Source organism: Alkalinema sp. FACHB-956, from assembly GCF_014697025.1.
Classification (GTDB): Bacteria; Cyanobacteriota; Cyanobacteriia; order Leptolyngbyales; family Leptolyngbyaceae; genus Alkalinema.
Genome location: NZ_JACJRC010000010.1, coordinates 161,870 through 177,933, shown reverse-complemented (window position 1 = coordinate 177,933; position 16,064 = coordinate 161,870). Strand labels below are relative to the sequence as shown.

The window sequence follows — 16,064 nt, the reverse complement described above, 5'->3', positions numbered from 1 at the left end:
GAGACTGGCGTTGCTTGGGTTTAATATCTCCGGTTTCGGCTTTGCGGTGGAGCCACAGGTTAATCGTATTGCGACTGATGTGAAACAGTTCACTGGCTTCTTGTTTTTTCAGTCCGTCCAATTCGATTGCTTCGATAACTCTGCGTCGAAAATCTTCACTGTAGGGGCGGGCCATGGTCAGCAGGGGGAATTACTCACTTCCCTTCTAGTCTACGTCCTAAGGTCGCTGGCTTTAGCTATATATGTCAGGAAGAGTAAGGACACAAACGAGTAAGCACAACAAACCGCAATAGAAAACCCTCTCAAGGACTTATGAAAGGGTTTTAATTTATCAGTCAGTATTGGAGTATCAGATTCATCTAAATGAGAATACTGTATCAATTACAGTCAGTCCCTTCACCTTCTCTCATTCCACCTAATACCGTCTGAATAATGACACATTTGGTTGTTCCACCGCGTGTCGGCTTTACACCTATCTTAAAAATGGCATTTGTAGCTATTGGCTGAGTGGTCTCTCGAACAATCTCCCCATAGTTATCAAAGACAACCCACGCATTGCCTGTTTTATCAAACGTAACGTTATCTTTACTCAAATTACCATTGCCTAAAGTTTCCCATTTAGTCACAGTAGCATCTGGAATCGCGGTTCGATTTTGAGTGCAGTTTCGATTCGCAGACACAGCTGCATCCACACTGCCTGAATTTGGGCAGGGTAGTATGGCTAAGCGGAGATTAGCCAAATCAAAGCGAACTTCTCGAGGCGTCTTAGTTTGCTTTGCCTCTGTTTGGGCTCGGCGCAAAATATCAAAAATCTGAGAACGGGCAGAGTTGGTTCTTTGATTATTCATAAAACTGAGCCATCCCGGAGCCGCGATCGCAGCCAAGATCCCCACAATAATCACAACTAGGAGTACTTCCAACAGCGTATAGCCAGCGGTTGAAGCATGATCCAAAGGGGGGCTGATTCTGCGTTGGATATTCATCCTATGTCTCCCAGGAGTTATGAAAATGTAGTTGGTCTATAAATCGATTTAAAAGCTGGCTAATTACACTATTGATTGACTTTACCGATCGCGCCTCGGGTCAGGACCCGCGTTTCCATCAAAAATGGTAAATTACCAGATGACAAGGGAATTCCAGGACGGCCTGCTGCATTCCCTCGAATATAAATTGCAACTTCCTGGTTCAAATTGTTCGCATCTGCCCCACGGACACAGGTGTAGAATCCTAACGTCGATTTAGCTCCAGTGGCTAAGTCGTTCCCCGGACTCATAATAAACCCCCCTAGGGTGGGATTAGCGGAGTCGTAGCCAGGGGTGGGACACAGTTCACTCCAACCATTATTAGCATCTGCCGGAACCCCAGAGGTCACATTCACCGGAATTGGCCTAATTCCCCGAGGATTTGTACGGTTATCCACAAAATCAATCAACACAAGATTGTTGGCCATGGAGGTAGGCCGACCACCATTGTTAGCCTGCAAATTTTGTGTTGCTGCACCCGCAGTGTCTGCTCCCCACGGCCAAGTTTCGAAGTTAGTCTGGCCCTGGAGGGGATTGACCCAGCCGGGAGTAGCCGTCGGAGCACCAGCACCAGTGATAGAAGCAGTTGTAAACTGGGGTAACTCGTAACGAGTGATTCGCCCCCTGCCACGCCATAGCCTGTTGGCATTATCCGTATTTAGTGCGTACACCACTAGGGTATACATCCGCTGAGAAATACAAGGAACCCCTTGTAAACTTGTGGCAGCATTGGCAGTACCCGCACTAGTGCGGCAGCGATCGATCAAATTTTGGGGTAGGGGGTCAACTCGCCAAAAGGCTAAGACAGGAAGACTGGTCGCATCATTAAGTGCAGCGGGCACATAATTCAAGACTCCAGGACAGCGCTTCTGGCCCGTAGTTTTATTGAAAGGATTCGCACCGTCGCCTGTTAAACACCGCCCATCGTAAACGTATACAGCCTCTTTGAGATCCCGAGCCATATAATCTAGGGCAGCTTGCACCTCCCGTTGGGTATCGCTACGGCTAGCATCCCGCTGGTTAGTCTGCATCAACTCCACCACGCCATAGAGGAGCCCAGTCACAATTAGGCTACCGATCGCTAAGGCCACCAATAGCTCTAGCAAGGTAAAGCCGCTGGTCGAACGAACCTTCAATGACCACCGCAGCAGACGCAATAGACGAGACTTAGGATGAGACTTAAGAGAAATCATGGTCATGCCAACAAGAAGGTTCCGAGAAAGGGAGACGTTACATCAACTAGCTAGCCTAGATAACTGCATTAGCACTTCCCAGCTTTGCAAAGTTCTCGATAACTTGAAAGCCCTTGGGAATTACTATTTTTGACAACCGTAGAATAGAGTACAGACACCGGACGCAATCTAAATCCTCCCTGCCCCGAAGTCATCCGCAAGCTGGCCTGCGTCGTTTCAGCTTTACCTGCCTTCAAATTGGCTTCCGCTAATACAGAGTACACCCGCACTCCCATCGTGAAACCCACTGACAGGTTCGTGGTATTCCCCGCATTATCCGTGGATTGAATCGAAGTCCCGGCTGTCCGAAATGTTTGTACTAGGAAATCAGCCGTACAGTCCCCATCCACATCGACCCTTACATACTGGGTAAGCGAAGGTTGAGCAGAGGGACTGGCCTCTGTACATAGAGGTGGAGAAGCTGTGGTGTCTCGTAAATCGACATTGGATGCCTTTCGTAATCCCGTTAAAGCGGTGGTTGGGGGCGCAGGATTGGTATTGCTGAGAGCCCCAGTTACAGGAGCCGGCAAGTCTGTATCAAAATACTGACCTCGTTCTACGATCGTGCGCACTCGTTCTACTTCACCTTGAGCCAGTGCCAGCCCCTGCTCTGCACGGCGATTTTGAATGCGCGTAGCAGTCGCAAAGAAAATGGGTGGTGTAATCGCGACAAGCGTGATCGAGATAACCACGATCGCCACTAAAGACTCAATTAACGTCAGTCCTTGCTCCGAGGAGTGGCCTAGGAATGGCAGCCACCGCACCAAGAACCGGAGCGATCGTACGGACTGGGAAGAATCTGATGTGCGCATAATCACTCCTTAAGTTGGGCAAGCTAGGCTATTGCGACGTGCTGCAGGAACACTCGGAACCTTACCCGTTTTAGCCGCTTGGCAAAGTTGACGAATGTAGGGATCATTCACCTGGGGTTCACTGTAGAACTCATTCTTGGTGGAACTGGGAGAGACAAACCGAGAAGCAGCAGGGCCAGCAGGCGCAAACTGGAGCGCTACATCATACCCCCAGAAACGGTTAGGCGGACTGTAGTAACCTATTCTTTCCCCAGATTGATCAGCCGCCGCTAGCTCCCCTTGGTTGGTTAATTCCCATGCCTCTGCTTCAAAGGGACCCGTCGCATAGTTACTAAAACTGAGTTGGAGGAACGAGCCGGAGAAGTACAGAGGTACGCTCCCCCAGTTCTCTAGGAATCGGGGGAAGTTGTGTAAACCACCGTAGGATTGACCTGCACGGGATGGCGGGATCCCACTGACCACGATCGAATTCAGACGAGTGGTCTGCGCAGGTGCTAAGCGAGCGTTATTCGCCAAATCACTATAGGGATTATTACCAGAGACATTGGAATCATTAAAGTATTCCGGAATCGGTCGAGAGGCTTTTTCTGAATCTACTGTTAAGGATCCAGAGCGTCTTCTCGGGGGAGCGATACCAAACGGTTCACCAATGCGCGAAATCTCAATGGGCATATCAGGATCACCCCCAACTGACAAATAGTTGGGGTAGGTTACCGTGATATCAGTATTAAAGACATTGGGATCTTTGCCCAAGGGTCTTGTGGTCGCTCCGTTGGCAGCAGCAGCATTACGGGTCACAACCGCTGGGTTTTCCCGCAGCCAAGCCCAAGTGTTCGTTCTGAAGTCCGTATTGGGGCGACTCGCATTTTGGAACGAGGTTCGATCCTTATTCTTACAACCCAACTCGTACAACCCACCTGTATTGGAGCCACTATAGCTAGGTTGGTGGTAGCGATCAGCATCAATGACATCAGGATTACGAACGAAGTAATCCTCAGCGCTGCCATCACAGAAGGCATTCGACTGAATACTAATAGAATCGGCCAACAATTCAGATGGACGCCAACGATCCCTATCTGGTCGAGCGAACTCCGTGTCAAGCGTCTTACGACTATCGTAAAAGTCGGCTGCGTTAAAGGCTTTATCTTGGATTTTCTCGGTAAACTCCTCTAACAGGTTACCAGCCGCATTCTGGTGCAGGTTATAATCCCCTCGCACATAGAGCGGTTGATCAGTAAAGAAGGATAGCCCTCGATAGTTATCACCCACCTTGAAATTACCACCCACCAAGCTATCTGCCCGTTTCAGGTCAACCCCGTTACGCAGACGGAAGCCATAGGGACGACGATCAGGATCCGCTAGATAATCGATCGGCTTTGTCGAAATTCCACGATTATCTGCCGTGAGGGGAACCTCAGGATCCATTGGATTAGCCGGATCACGCACATCCATCGTATTTTTCCGAGTATTTTCCGGTCGAGAGATGGCATCTTCCCGCACAGCATCCTCACGGAAGGCATAGACAATGCCGCTCACCGGCAACCAGACATCATCTGGAGCAAACGGAGTTCCACCAGAGGCCCGTTGATCCTTGACTTTGCTATTCCGCAAAATATCAATATCAATGTCCATCGATCGGGCTAACATGGACTGCCGTGGATCAAAGAAAGCCTTGTCCAGGAACGGCACAGCCAACGCACGGCGCGAACCACTAGGGGCCCAAGCCAAGGCACGAATCGACTCCGGCGTCACCCCCCTAGGCAACATAATCCGATTCGGGTTCAATGCATCATCCGCTGGAGCATCTACGAAGGGCAACTTCCACTGGCTAGTATCCACCACGGGCTGAATGGCCACCTGGGCAACACCATGATCCGGTATTGGGAATACCGTCCTTGTTGCATCAGGATATCTTGCAAAACCCGGTCTTTGGGCAGTTCTAGGCGGCAACAGACTAATGGCTACTGGGTTGATGGTGGTTACTGCATTGAAATACGGCGTAGGTGGTTTCGGCGTAGCATCTGTCTGGATACGCTTGAAGACAACCTTCTTATCACTGGCAATCTTCTTCACATAGTCATCCACCACGTAGGGTTCCATATCCCCTGAGACTTTATCGGCTCGCCCACCACGAGGAACACTCTGTTGTCCAGTCACTTGCTGTACTGTCAAACCTACCAGTTCCGCTTTAGAAGCCCGAATAGTTCTTGGAGGGGTTGAATTCAGAACCTTGGCTGTCACTTCTGTTCCATCCATGAAGTCCTCATGGCCAGGCTGACGATGATCATACTCACCGACTACATCAGCCACAAAATCATCATTGGTATCCACCAACTCCCCATCCAAGTCATGATCCGCCTCTGGGAAGAGATAATAGAGCGCTGGAAACTTGGGTTTCACCACCGGGCGGGGTGCCGTCATCGCATAGACAGGATCATAGGTGGCACTTCTAGGATCTAGCCTAGGATCCCGTGGATTATAAGTAGTCCTTCCATTACCACTATCAGCCCTCTCATCGCGGGGGAGTTCAAGAGCACCACAGAGACGAGAGAGTCCCAACCGCGCAAACTGGACTCGCTGCATATCTAGAGTACCTAACTCAATCCCATTGGGTAACGAGACCGAAGGCAGAGGAGAACTGGGTGGATTCAGTGACTGTGGATTACCACTACTATCCACCGAAAGACCCACCGGCGCAGATTGGTTATTCAGCCTTGCATTAGCTGCCTGCCTGACTATCGGAAAGAGATCTGGGTCGCAGGCAGAGGGGTAGGCAATCGTGTTAGGAGACGTAGGAGAACCCACGTTAATGACATAGGTGCCAAAGGCAGGGGAAGAGCGGAATCCAAAGGTACGATCTCGCCGCACCTGGAAGTTCAGCATGATCAGTTCAGCCAAGCGAACTATAGGATGATCAGCACTGTACTTTTGGCGCAGTAGCTCAATGTAAGCTTCCGGCGGTACATCAAAGAAGTTTTTCTCTCCTTCTGATCCAGCAACCCCGCTGTTATTAGGACTTGCTGGATCGTAACTAGACCAATATTGCTGGGCTTTGGTCAATACTTCACCATCGGAAGGATCACCATTCATGTACTTATACAACTCTTCGCCCAACTGAACCAACAAGTTAGACTCGCCGTTCCAAGAAGCCAAATCATAACTTGGATTGGTGGGATCAAACCGTTGGATTTGGTCAATGTTGTAGGCTAACATCCCAACGGTACAGGCTGCCGTTTGGATATAGGTCTTGTCTGCAATACTCAGATTGGCGTAGCCCTTGGAATCCAATCTAGACAAGGCACGACGCAGGTTAGAAAAGTTCCCCCACATTGCCATGGCTGGATAGGGATGCACCACGGTATCGTTGGGCTTAGGAGGAAATGCACCATCTGGATCACCTGCAAAGTTCGCTAAGTTATCCAATGCCTTCCGTAGAGCAGAATTCGTGTTAGCAACATCACTCTCAAACGTTGCTTGATCCTTGTCTGGAGGTTGAAACTCCAGACCATTCGTTCCCCGACCTACCAAGAAATTCGAGAACAACGCTAACGTTGGCGCATTATTTGCCGCACCATCTCTCAGCAATGTTGGGAAGAAATTGGTAGATTCCCGCAAGGTCAGGGAAGTCCCAGGATGCACCGTCGAAGCTAAACATGCCACAGGATAGTCTTTGTTGACTGCCCCATGGTAAATTGCTGCACTCTGGACTGCCGCTAGGTTATCCCGCAGCGATCGCCGTTGCTGCTGAATATGCGTTAGGGTTTTGACTTTGTCATTATCAATGGGATAGGGCTTCACGGTTGGAGGATAGAGCGGATCCGCATCTCGCTCCAAGAACGAAGCCGAGAAACTGATTCGAGTAGAACTTGGGTTCTCAATGTAACCATCCTTGGTGTTATCCCGTGCTGTGTTCCAGCCAAATAAATTCCCCAGTTCTAGACGTTCCCCCACTAAGATGCGTAAGCCTTCATTCCGCGCTCGACGCTCCCAATAGCCATCAAATCCAACCTCCCCAAACGCATCTGCAGTTGGGGGATCATTGCGGGTCAAATTAGGCTTCCCGACAATTTCATCACCCACCTTCTTGTCAGCCGGAATTTGATCATCTTTGTTAGGACCATAACGAGGCTTCGGCCCCCACAAATCATCAGCTCGATAAAGGTCATCCACGTAGGGAGCCGGTTCCTTCACATTGACAATACGGGTCGCCATTGGCCCGTTTTTGAAGGCATTCCAGGTAGACCCCGCACGGTTGTTATCCCCTTTGACGGATTTGTATTTATCCGCAGCCAATAATCGTTCTGGATTACTGAGCATCGTCAACATCGTCGCCTTATCGGTCGTTGCTACAGTATCCGTCGCAGTAGTGATGGTCGGAGCTGTATTTACACCTTGCCCCACTTGGACGTGGATGGGGATATTCGTTTGGTCAGGGGTCGTTCCTGTTCCCACCCGACCCAAGGACATAACTTGCCCTTGGAAATCCATATCTGTTTCCGTCGCATCCTTCGGTGTTGTATTGGTTGCCGAGATAATGGAAGCTTCAGGGTAGAACAAACAAGAAGCCTTAGCACTGATCAAAAAGGCGTTAAACGCATTGCCCCCAAAGACAAAGCTGCCCTCGGTATGCATAGCCCCATTCCAGCGGAAGGCCGGCCCCGGAGAGATTTCTAAATCATTTCTAAACCAAGCCCCCCACTTATTCCCCCGGTTCAGTTGCCGATCCTGGTGAAATTCCATGGTGACCGCAGCACTCTTGGGGTCGTCTGGAATAACAAAAGAATCGACTTGGAAATTCTTCCGAATCGTCGAGGTATTACTCGCATCTAGGAACCAGCCTTCTTCTGCTTGGTTACCCCCAGTTGCACTCGAAACCTTACAGGCCCCCTGGGTTTCATTACTCAACGGCCCATGGCGCACAATTTGGGCAGCCGCTTTATCCGCATCATTCGTTCGGACTAGAACTTGGTCAAAGGACAGGGTATTGGTTCCCTTAGGGGTACTAAATACGATGGAATAAACAACCGTCGCATCTTCTTTGCCATCCCCGTTGGTATCTGTCCGGAATGACCAAGCATTATCTGGGCCATTATCAGACATTTCCCCAGCTCCAGGGCGCGTTCCCAGATCCAAGCGAGTTTCATCCGGCAGGGTGTAGGGATCGGTGTTACCACTCGCATCAGGTGTGGCCAAGGGCAGGCGGGCTAATCCTTTGGTTTTGCCATCGTTCAACAGCATTGCCATCAAGTAACTCTCCTGGGGCACCCCGCCGGGATAGCGGGTGTCTTTCGAAGAATCAAACATGAATTCAAGCTTCGATCGCGCCCGATCGATCGCAGGGGTGGCCGCATTGTAAAGAACCCGCTGCTGGTTTTGGACAATGACTTGGGTATTGCGGCTATAGGCGCGATAGGTTAAGGCTCCGACCGTGAGGGAAACCACCAAAATCAGCAGCACGGTGGTAGGTAGAATAAACCCTGAATTTGTGGTTGCCCGCCGATTCGCAACAAACGTGGCTCGCAACAACCAATTGACAAGACGCTTGCTCATCGATCGCTGGAGTTTCCAGATTTCTCGAACAAGACTCTGAATAGCTTTGGAGAAATGACGGTTTGACATAGCGAATGATTAAAGAGCAAATGCTGCAAAACTGGATGCTGAGAGAAGGTAATTAATCCGATTATCCGGGTTTTCTACTTTTGGGCTGTATACCCAGAAGAGTCAGGTTAGATGGAAACCTGTTTCGATATTACTCACTACTTTTCAAACTGGCAAAAAACCAGCAGATTCCTTCGATTTCCCTCTATATGGTCTCAGGGGAATGATAGTTATCAATCAATTATTTACTCGGAATAATTCATTGAAGTAGCTTGTACCCATGAAGATAGGGCGATTTTCCTCCCAATTGACTCCGTAGAATTCAGCAAAACAGATTCCTCGACTGTGTTAATCGGCAAAATCTAGTAAGTTATTTGCCAAAATTGCTTAGAGTTGTCGGATTATTCCTAACGTACCCGCGATCGCAGCCTTTGATAAACCCGATCACGTAAAGTTTAGATGAGTATCTTTTTGCTAAGGGAAAGATTTCCCGCCAAATTCCCTCAAAATAACCAAGGGCGATAGTCTTAAGTTTCAAGACTATCGCCCCCATTGGCTAATCTGCACCATCTGAGTGGTTGATTTGACAACAACCTTCGAGTAGAGATTTACAGTTTGTTTAGATTGAGCCCTGCTTGCTTAGCAAAAGCGGATAGACCTTTGATTTCCAGGGTTTTGATTGCTTTTGTAGAAAGGCGCAAACGCACAAAGCGATTTCCTTCCGGCCACCAAATGCGCTTCCATTGCAGATTAGCTTCTTGCAGCTTTTTTGTCCGGCGGTGAGAGTGGGACACCGCCATGGCATTATTAGCTTTCTTGCCAGTCAACTGACATACACGGGACATGCTTCGTTCTCCAAGCTGTGAATGTTCGACATTTCATGCAGTCTCTCATTGTATACAGATCAACTGCCAATCGCAAAGAGCGAATTCAGCGGGCAGTATCATTGCACCCGCCAGTCGTCTGGATTGCAGACAGTTGCTCTAGCCTACATCCCTAGGACTAAACCTGTGCTAAAGCCAGATCACATAGGGCTAAAGCTTGCTCAACTTCTTCTGCGCTAACGATTAACGGGGGGACAAATCGCACGACCTGGGGCCCTGCAGGAACGAGTAACAAGCCCTCTTGCATCGCTGCTTTAACCACTTCGATCGCAGTTACCGGTTGATCAGGCTTCAATTCCAAACCATTAATTAAGCCCCATCCTCGCACTTCGGAAATCAGGTGAGGGTACTTGCTAGCCAAGGTCTGAAGCCCCGACCTCAACTGCTCACCTCGCTGCTGCACATTCTGGAGAATGTGCTCCCGTTCTAGGGTCTGACAAACCGATAGAGCCACTGCACAGACTAAAGGATTGCCACCATAGGTACTGGCGTGATCCCCCGGTTGGAAAACATCACAGGACGCTTTGCACAGAACAGCGCCGATCGGAACGCCCCCCCCTAACCCCTTTGCAGATGTGAAAATATCCGGTTCAATCCCCAACGTTTCATGGCCCCAAAGATGTCCTGTGCGTCCCATCCCAGTTTGCACTTCATCCAGAATCAGCAGAATCTCCTTTTCATCACACAACTGACGAACCCGTTGGAAATAAGCCTGATCGCCGGGGCGGACGCCGCCTTCACCTTGCAAGGGTTCCAAAAGAATTGCTGCGACTTGAGGAGTCTCTGCATCTAACGCTTCAATCACAGCTTCCAGTGCAGCTAAATCGTTATAGGGAACATAGTGAAACCCTGGAACCAAGGGACTGAAGTTCTGTTGGTATTTGGGTTGGCCGGTAGCAGTGACGGTTGCTAGGGTTCGCCCATGGAAACTGGCTTGAGCAGTCACAATCACCGGATTTTCAATTCCCCGACGCACATGGGCATACTTGCGGGCTAGCTTAATCGCGCCTTCATTGGCTTCAGCACCCGAATTACAGAAAAAGACGCGATCGGCGCAGGAATGATCCACCAACCATTTCGCCAAATCACCCTGGGGTGGAATGTAGTACAAATTGGAAACATGATGCAGGGTCTGCATCTGCTGGGTCACAGCCTGCACCATTGCTGGGTGGGCATGGCCTAGGGTACAGGTTGCAATCCCTGCCACAAAGTCCAAGTAGGAGCGATCTCGATCGTCCCAGACCCGACACCCTGCCCCCCGCACTAAGGTTAAGGGAAAACGCCCATAGGTTGACATCACACAGGTATCAAATGGTTCAGAGCTACCAGGTTCAGCAACTGACTGCTCTGACTTAATCAGGGTATTCAGACTCACAACGATCGCCTCGCAACGGTAGATCAATTCAAGGGTTCAATTCAATTTAGTCCAGTTTTAACGCACTGGCCGGGACTTCATCCCAAGATTCTACTGTTCGAGTCCTAACTATCCAGCCTGCTGATTTTTGCTGCTGGGTCAAATTTTCCTCAAAGGATTGACGACAGTCCTGGGCTTGTTGTTCGTCACAGCAAGCAATACAGACATAAAGTAATCCAGCTGGATCCAACTGTTCATTGACCCAAATTTTCATTTCCTGATCTCCTGTATCAAACCGCAAGGCAACGGGGGAAACTTCTATCCATAACAAATCTGGATAAGTTTCATTGTCATACGGATAGCCAGCCTATGCATCCCGAGTTAAACATCCGGTCACTCAAGGAAAAAGTCACCCTAGCCAGCCTTTAAGACGCTCAGCCACTTGGGGCCGTCGCAGCTTGCGCATGGCCTTACTTTGAATTTGTCGAACCCGTTCCCTAGAAAGATTAAAAATACAGCCCACTTCCTCAAGGGTGCAAGGTTTACTGGTGGTTAAGCCATACCGCAGCGAAATGACATCACGCTCCCGTTGCGTCAGAACAGTGCCCAAGATTTCAGTAATTTCTTGCCGCATGACAGCTTCACTCATTTGAGCTTCAGGAGACTGGGTCATGCCATCTTCTAATAAATCCAGTAATTCCGTATCTTCACCTTTGCCGACTCGATGGTTGAGGGATAGCGATTGGCGGCGTACTTGCTGAAGATAGGCAACTTGATCTAGGGGAATTGCTAATGATGTAGCTAATTCTGCCTCCGTTGGATTTCTGCCGAGGTCTCGCCGAAGATCACGTTGAGCCCGTTTCAGCTTATTGAGTTTTTCTACAATATGGATGGGTAAACGGATGGTTCTGGCATCGTTTGCGATCGTTCGTGTAATGCCCTGTCTGATCCACCAATAGGCATAGGTAGAGAATTTATATCCTTTGTCTGGATCAAACTTTTCAGTGGCACGGTGCAAACCCAAAGCCCCTTCCTGGATCAAATCTAGGAACGGAACTCCACGATTCAAGTAGCGCTTTGCGATCGAGACAACCAGACGGAGGTTAGAGCGAATCATTGTCCGTTTAGCCACCCGACTTAGGTGCAGCTGATGATCCAGTTGTTTTTCGGTAAAGCTCAGATGATTGGCTAATTCCAATTTTGTAGGTGCTCGATCGAGCGCTGTTGTCAAATTCTCTCGATGGCGCTCAATCTCGTTGCCAGTTCGGATTTGGCGTGCCAGTTCAATTTCTTGATCTGCTTTTAATAAGGGATAGCGAGCCATTTCCTTGAAAAAAGACCCGATCGCATCATCTGAGATCCCACGGCTATAGGTCGCTGTCCAAGTAGGTTGTGCAGTCTCTTCTAAGGATTCCAGGTTACTGGAGTCATCAAACCCATCAGGTTCATCAAAAACTTCCAGGGTGATGAGGTCAGCTTTATCGATGTCTAAAAAATTACCAAATGAATCCGCTTGTATAGACTCTAATGACTCTCCTGAGTTCGATCGAGGTTCACTGGAAAGGACTTCTAAATGAGAGGTGGAATTTGATTTTCTGCTCATTTTAAAATGATGGATGGGGGTTTAAATATTCAGTGAAAAATGATTAGTGGAGTGTAGAGAATAAAGCAGGGAACAGTTATTTGAAAGACTCTAAAAAGACTTGCTGTTTCAACTGTTAGTCCATTAGTTAAATGATTCACAACCGAAAGACAGTTCAACCCGTACTCATGGGATTTTTTTGCAAAGATGACAATATTGGAATTGGAAACTGCTCAACTGAACGAATTAGGTTGAATCATTGAACTAGATAGCTCAGCCCTATTCTAGACGGAGCAACAAGACTTGCTAGGAACACGCTCAGCTAAGTGGCAAACTCAGTGAAAAAGGTTGCTACTACGGCAGTTAGCTAAACTATAAGGAAAGATGCAAAAAATTCTGAAACGGTAGAAGTTGGTTGATGCATTTTGTAAGCCTGAGTCTTGCTGAGAGAGCATTTACCCTCTTCTGAGACTTCCATGGACCTAACTTCCGTAGACCTACAATTTTAAAGTTTGAATAATTATATTCTGTAGTTAATTTAACGAAATTCTTGAAAAATTTACATCCCTTATTATCAGCTAGAAATAAATAGACGATCTGTTTCAGCGTAGAGTTGTGACATAGAGTGCTGGACAAATGGTTCATAATCAGCAGCTACACCGACTTTAAGCGGGTCAAGAATTGGCCTAAAAGGCTGTAAAACTGTTGGATGAGTTTTAACTGAGTTTAAGTACTCGCTCTTAACTTTGGCGTTTTGGTTCAATGGGAGACAATATCCATGACTGTTTTTTGGGAAGTAAAACACTCAGAAAACTTTTCTAAGTGTAGATTTTTTAGCATTCTCTTAGCTGTTGTAGGAAGTTCTGCACTTTTTCTTAAGCTTTAGCGGGTTAACGGTATAGGGGGGGCTATGGGGCTCAATTTTGTATGACGCATTGGAGTTCAGTACTTTCCAATACAGTCGCTGTAGACAATTTGCTATAGGCAAATGGCTATAGTAAAGTTCGCTATATTCAGGGAGAAGATTCTAATCAGCTCATTGGGAAGTATTGTGGGAAATATTGTTGGAAAGCGTGCCTGTGTCACCTTTGGATAGTGCTGCAATTATGCCTGATGGGGCGATCGTTCCCATGAGCCCATGGATAGAAGTCTTGGTGGATTGTCCAGGAGCCCAGGGGCTATACACCTATACCGTCCCCCAGGGTATGGAGATTGCAGTGGGGGATGTGTTGACAGTTCCCTTTGGGGCGCAGCAGGTCGGCGCGATCGCGATTCGTTGGCTCAATGCCTTAACCGATGATTTGGATCCGCAGCAAATTCGTCCAGTGGAGTCGATCGTCAGTCGTGCCTTTTTTCCCTCCACCTACTGGCAATTGTTAAACCAGGTGGCAACCTATTACCAAACCTCCCTCATGCAGGTGATTCGGGTTGCATTACCGCCAGGATTGCTGACGCGATCGCAACGTCGTCTGCGCTGCCAAACCGGCCAACAAAGTGAACCGGACGCATTGCCTGAATTAACCTTGCCCGCTCAAAAATTATGGAATTTGTTGCAACAGAGTAAAACGGGAGATTATTCCTGGAAGTTTATTCAGCAGAAAATTAAAGGGGCCAATCGAGCGGCTCAGGAACTAGAGTCCTTAGGGCTTGTGGAAAGTTATTTACAGCCCCCAGAGCAGATTCGGACAAAACAACAGCAAACGGTGACCTGGGTGTCTGATCAGAGCGAAGGGCTGAGCGATCGGCAGCGGGCCGTTTTGGATCAGCTGAAGCGGCGAGGGGGAGAGGTCTGGCTGGCGGAATTACTGCAACAGTGTCAAGTCAGTGTTTCTGTTGTCAGAACCTTAGAAAAAAAAGGTTTAGTGACGCTGCAACTGCGTGAAATACTGCGTCAGGAACAGTCTGAGATCGAGGCCGACATGGCCAAAGTGTTAACTGCGGATCAAACCCAGGTTTTGGCTAATCTGCGATCGTTGCAAGGCTCTCAGCAAGTGCTGTTGCATGGGGTGACGGGATCGGGCAAAACGGAGGTCTATCTCCAAACGATCGCGCCTCTGTTACAGCAGGGGCAATCGGCGTTGGTGTTGGTGCCGGAAATTGGGTTAACGCCGCAATTGACCGATCGCTTTCGGGCGCGGTTTGGCGATCGGGTGTGCGTGTATCACAGTGCCCTATCCGATGGTGAACGCTACGATACCTGGCGGCAAATGCTGCTGGGACAGCCCCAGGTTGTGATTGGCACCCGATCGGCTATTTTTGCGCCCCTGCCGAATTTGGGGTTGATTATTCTAGATGAAGAACATGACTCCAGTTTTAAACAAGATCAACCCGTTCCCTGCTACCATGCCCGGACGGTGGCCCAATGGCGATCGCAGCTTGCAAACTGTCCCTTAATTTTAGGGTCTGCTACCCCGTCATTTGAAAGTTGGGCTACGGCCCAGCGATCGGACTCGATCTATCTCTCCATGCCCCGACGAATTCACGATCGACCCATGCCCCAGATTCAAGTTGTAGATATGCGATGGGAATTGCAATCTGGTAATCGATCGATGTTCAGTCGAGCGTTGCAAGAACATATTACTCAGCTTAAACAAACTGGACAGCAAGGAATTTTATTTATCCATCGTCGTGGCCATAGTACCCACGTTTCCTGTCGCAGTTGTGGCTATGTGATGGATTGTCCCAACTGTGATGTTCCGCTGGCTTATCATCACACCCATGCGGATGCGGTGGAGTTATTGCGGTGTCATTACTGTGGATATACTCAAGTTCAACCTCAGCATTGTCCCGACTGTTCCTCTCCCTATTTCAAACATTTTGGCAGCGGGACTCAAAAAGTGACCCAAGAGTTAACAAAGTTATTTCCAGAGCTGCGGGTATTGCGATTTGACAGTGATACAACACGCACCAAAGGAGCCCATCGCGCTTTACTGACCCGCTTTGCCAATGGGGACGCGGATCTCCTAGTCGGGACACAAATGCTGACCAAAGGGATTGATCTTCCCCAGGTGACGCTGGTCGGCATTGTGGCGGCAGATGGGTTACTCCATCTCCAGGATTTCCGGGCCAGTGAACGGGCCTTTCAAACCCTACTGCAGGTGGCGGGCCGATCGGGGCGTGGAGCTGACCCTGGTCGCGTGATTTTGCAGACCTACACGCCGGAGCATCCCGTCGTGCAGGCAGTGGTGAAACAGGACTATGCGGCCTTTGTAGCAGCGGAATTGCCCCTGAGAGCTGCGTTGAATTATCCGCCTACGGGACGGCTGATTTTGCTGAAGTTCAGTAGTCCCGATGCCGTGGCGGTGCAAAAAGCTGCCGATCGGGTAGCCCAAGTTCTGACGCAGCTGGATGCAAAACCGGATGCAAACTATGAACTCCTCGGCCCCGCCCCGGCGGCGATTTTACGAGTGGCGCAGCGCTACCGTTGGCAAATATTACTGAAGAGTCCTCTGGGAAGTGTCCCCAATTTGCCGGACTTAGCTACCCTTCGATCGTACTGCGGCCAGTCCGTCAGCTTAACGATCGACATTGATCCGATGAATTTGTTGTGACGGGTGGTGTGGTCGGAAATGGATAGCGA

General features: G+C 49.1%; 10 protein-coding genes. 1 reads left to right on the top strand and 9 read right to left on the bottom strand.

Annotation, left to right across the window (positions count from 1 at the left end; translation table 11 throughout):
- The 9 genes from H6G21_RS13315 to H6G21_RS13275 form a co-directional block, all read right to left on the bottom strand.
- Positions 1–175: IS630 transposase-related protein (locus tag H6G21_RS13315; protein ID WP_190573429.1), on the bottom strand; the 175-nt coding region annotated here is incomplete at its 3' end.
- Between the two features lie 202 nt (positions 176–377).
- A complete protein-coding gene (locus H6G21_RS13310) occupies positions 378–983 on the bottom strand; it encodes a prepilin-type N-terminal cleavage/methylation domain-containing protein (RefSeq protein ID WP_190573905.1) in 606 nt (201 codons plus the stop codon).
- Between the two features lie 68 nt (positions 984–1,051).
- A complete protein-coding gene (locus H6G21_RS13305; protein ID WP_190573904.1) occupies positions 1,052–2,215 on the bottom strand; it encodes a prepilin-type N-terminal cleavage/methylation domain-containing protein in 1,164 nt (387 codons plus the stop codon).
- A 68-nt stretch (positions 2,216–2,283) separates the two neighbouring features.
- Positions 2,284–3,066, bottom strand: a complete 783-nt coding sequence (locus H6G21_RS13300; RefSeq protein WP_190573903.1) for a type II secretion system protein — start codon at positions 3,064–3,066, stop codon at positions 2,284–2,286.
- 9 nt (positions 3,067–3,075) lie between these two features.
- Positions 3,076–8,685, bottom strand: coding sequence for a hormogonium polysaccharide biosynthesis protein HpsA (gene hpsA, locus H6G21_RS13295; RefSeq protein ID WP_206755608.1), 5,610 nt, complete (start codon positions 8,683–8,685; stop codon positions 3,076–3,078).
- 587 nt (positions 8,686–9,272) lie between these two features.
- Positions 9,273–9,509 (bottom strand): 50S ribosomal protein L28, encoded by a 237-nt coding sequence (rpmB, locus tag H6G21_RS13290; RefSeq protein ID WP_190573901.1) that lies wholly within the window; start codon positions 9,507–9,509, stop codon positions 9,273–9,275.
- A 157-nt stretch (positions 9,510–9,666) separates the two neighbouring features.
- Positions 9,667–10,845 (bottom strand): aspartate aminotransferase family protein, encoded by a 1,179-nt coding sequence (locus H6G21_RS13285; RefSeq protein ID WP_190573915.1) that lies wholly within the window; start codon positions 10,843–10,845, stop codon positions 9,667–9,669.
- A gap of 124 nt (positions 10,846–10,969) precedes the next feature.
- Complete coding sequence (locus tag H6G21_RS13280) at positions 10,970–11,176, bottom strand: glycogen debranching protein (protein WP_190573900.1); 207 nt, start codon at positions 11,174–11,176, stop codon at positions 10,970–10,972.
- Positions 11,177–11,311: 135 nt separating this feature from the next.
- Entirely contained in the window at positions 11,312–12,505 is a 1,194-nt protein-coding gene (locus H6G21_RS13275) for an RNA polymerase sigma factor, RpoD/SigA family (protein ID WP_190573899.1), read from the bottom strand.
- A 1,085-nt stretch (positions 12,506–13,590) separates the two neighbouring features.
- On the opposite strand from H6G21_RS13275, the gene priA reads away from it, so the two are divergent.
- Positions 13,591–16,035, top strand: a complete 2,445-nt coding sequence (gene priA / locus H6G21_RS13270) for a primosomal protein N' (RefSeq protein ID WP_190573914.1) — start codon at positions 13,591–13,593, stop codon at positions 16,033–16,035.
- The last annotated feature ends 29 nt before the right edge of the window (positions 16,036–16,064 follow it).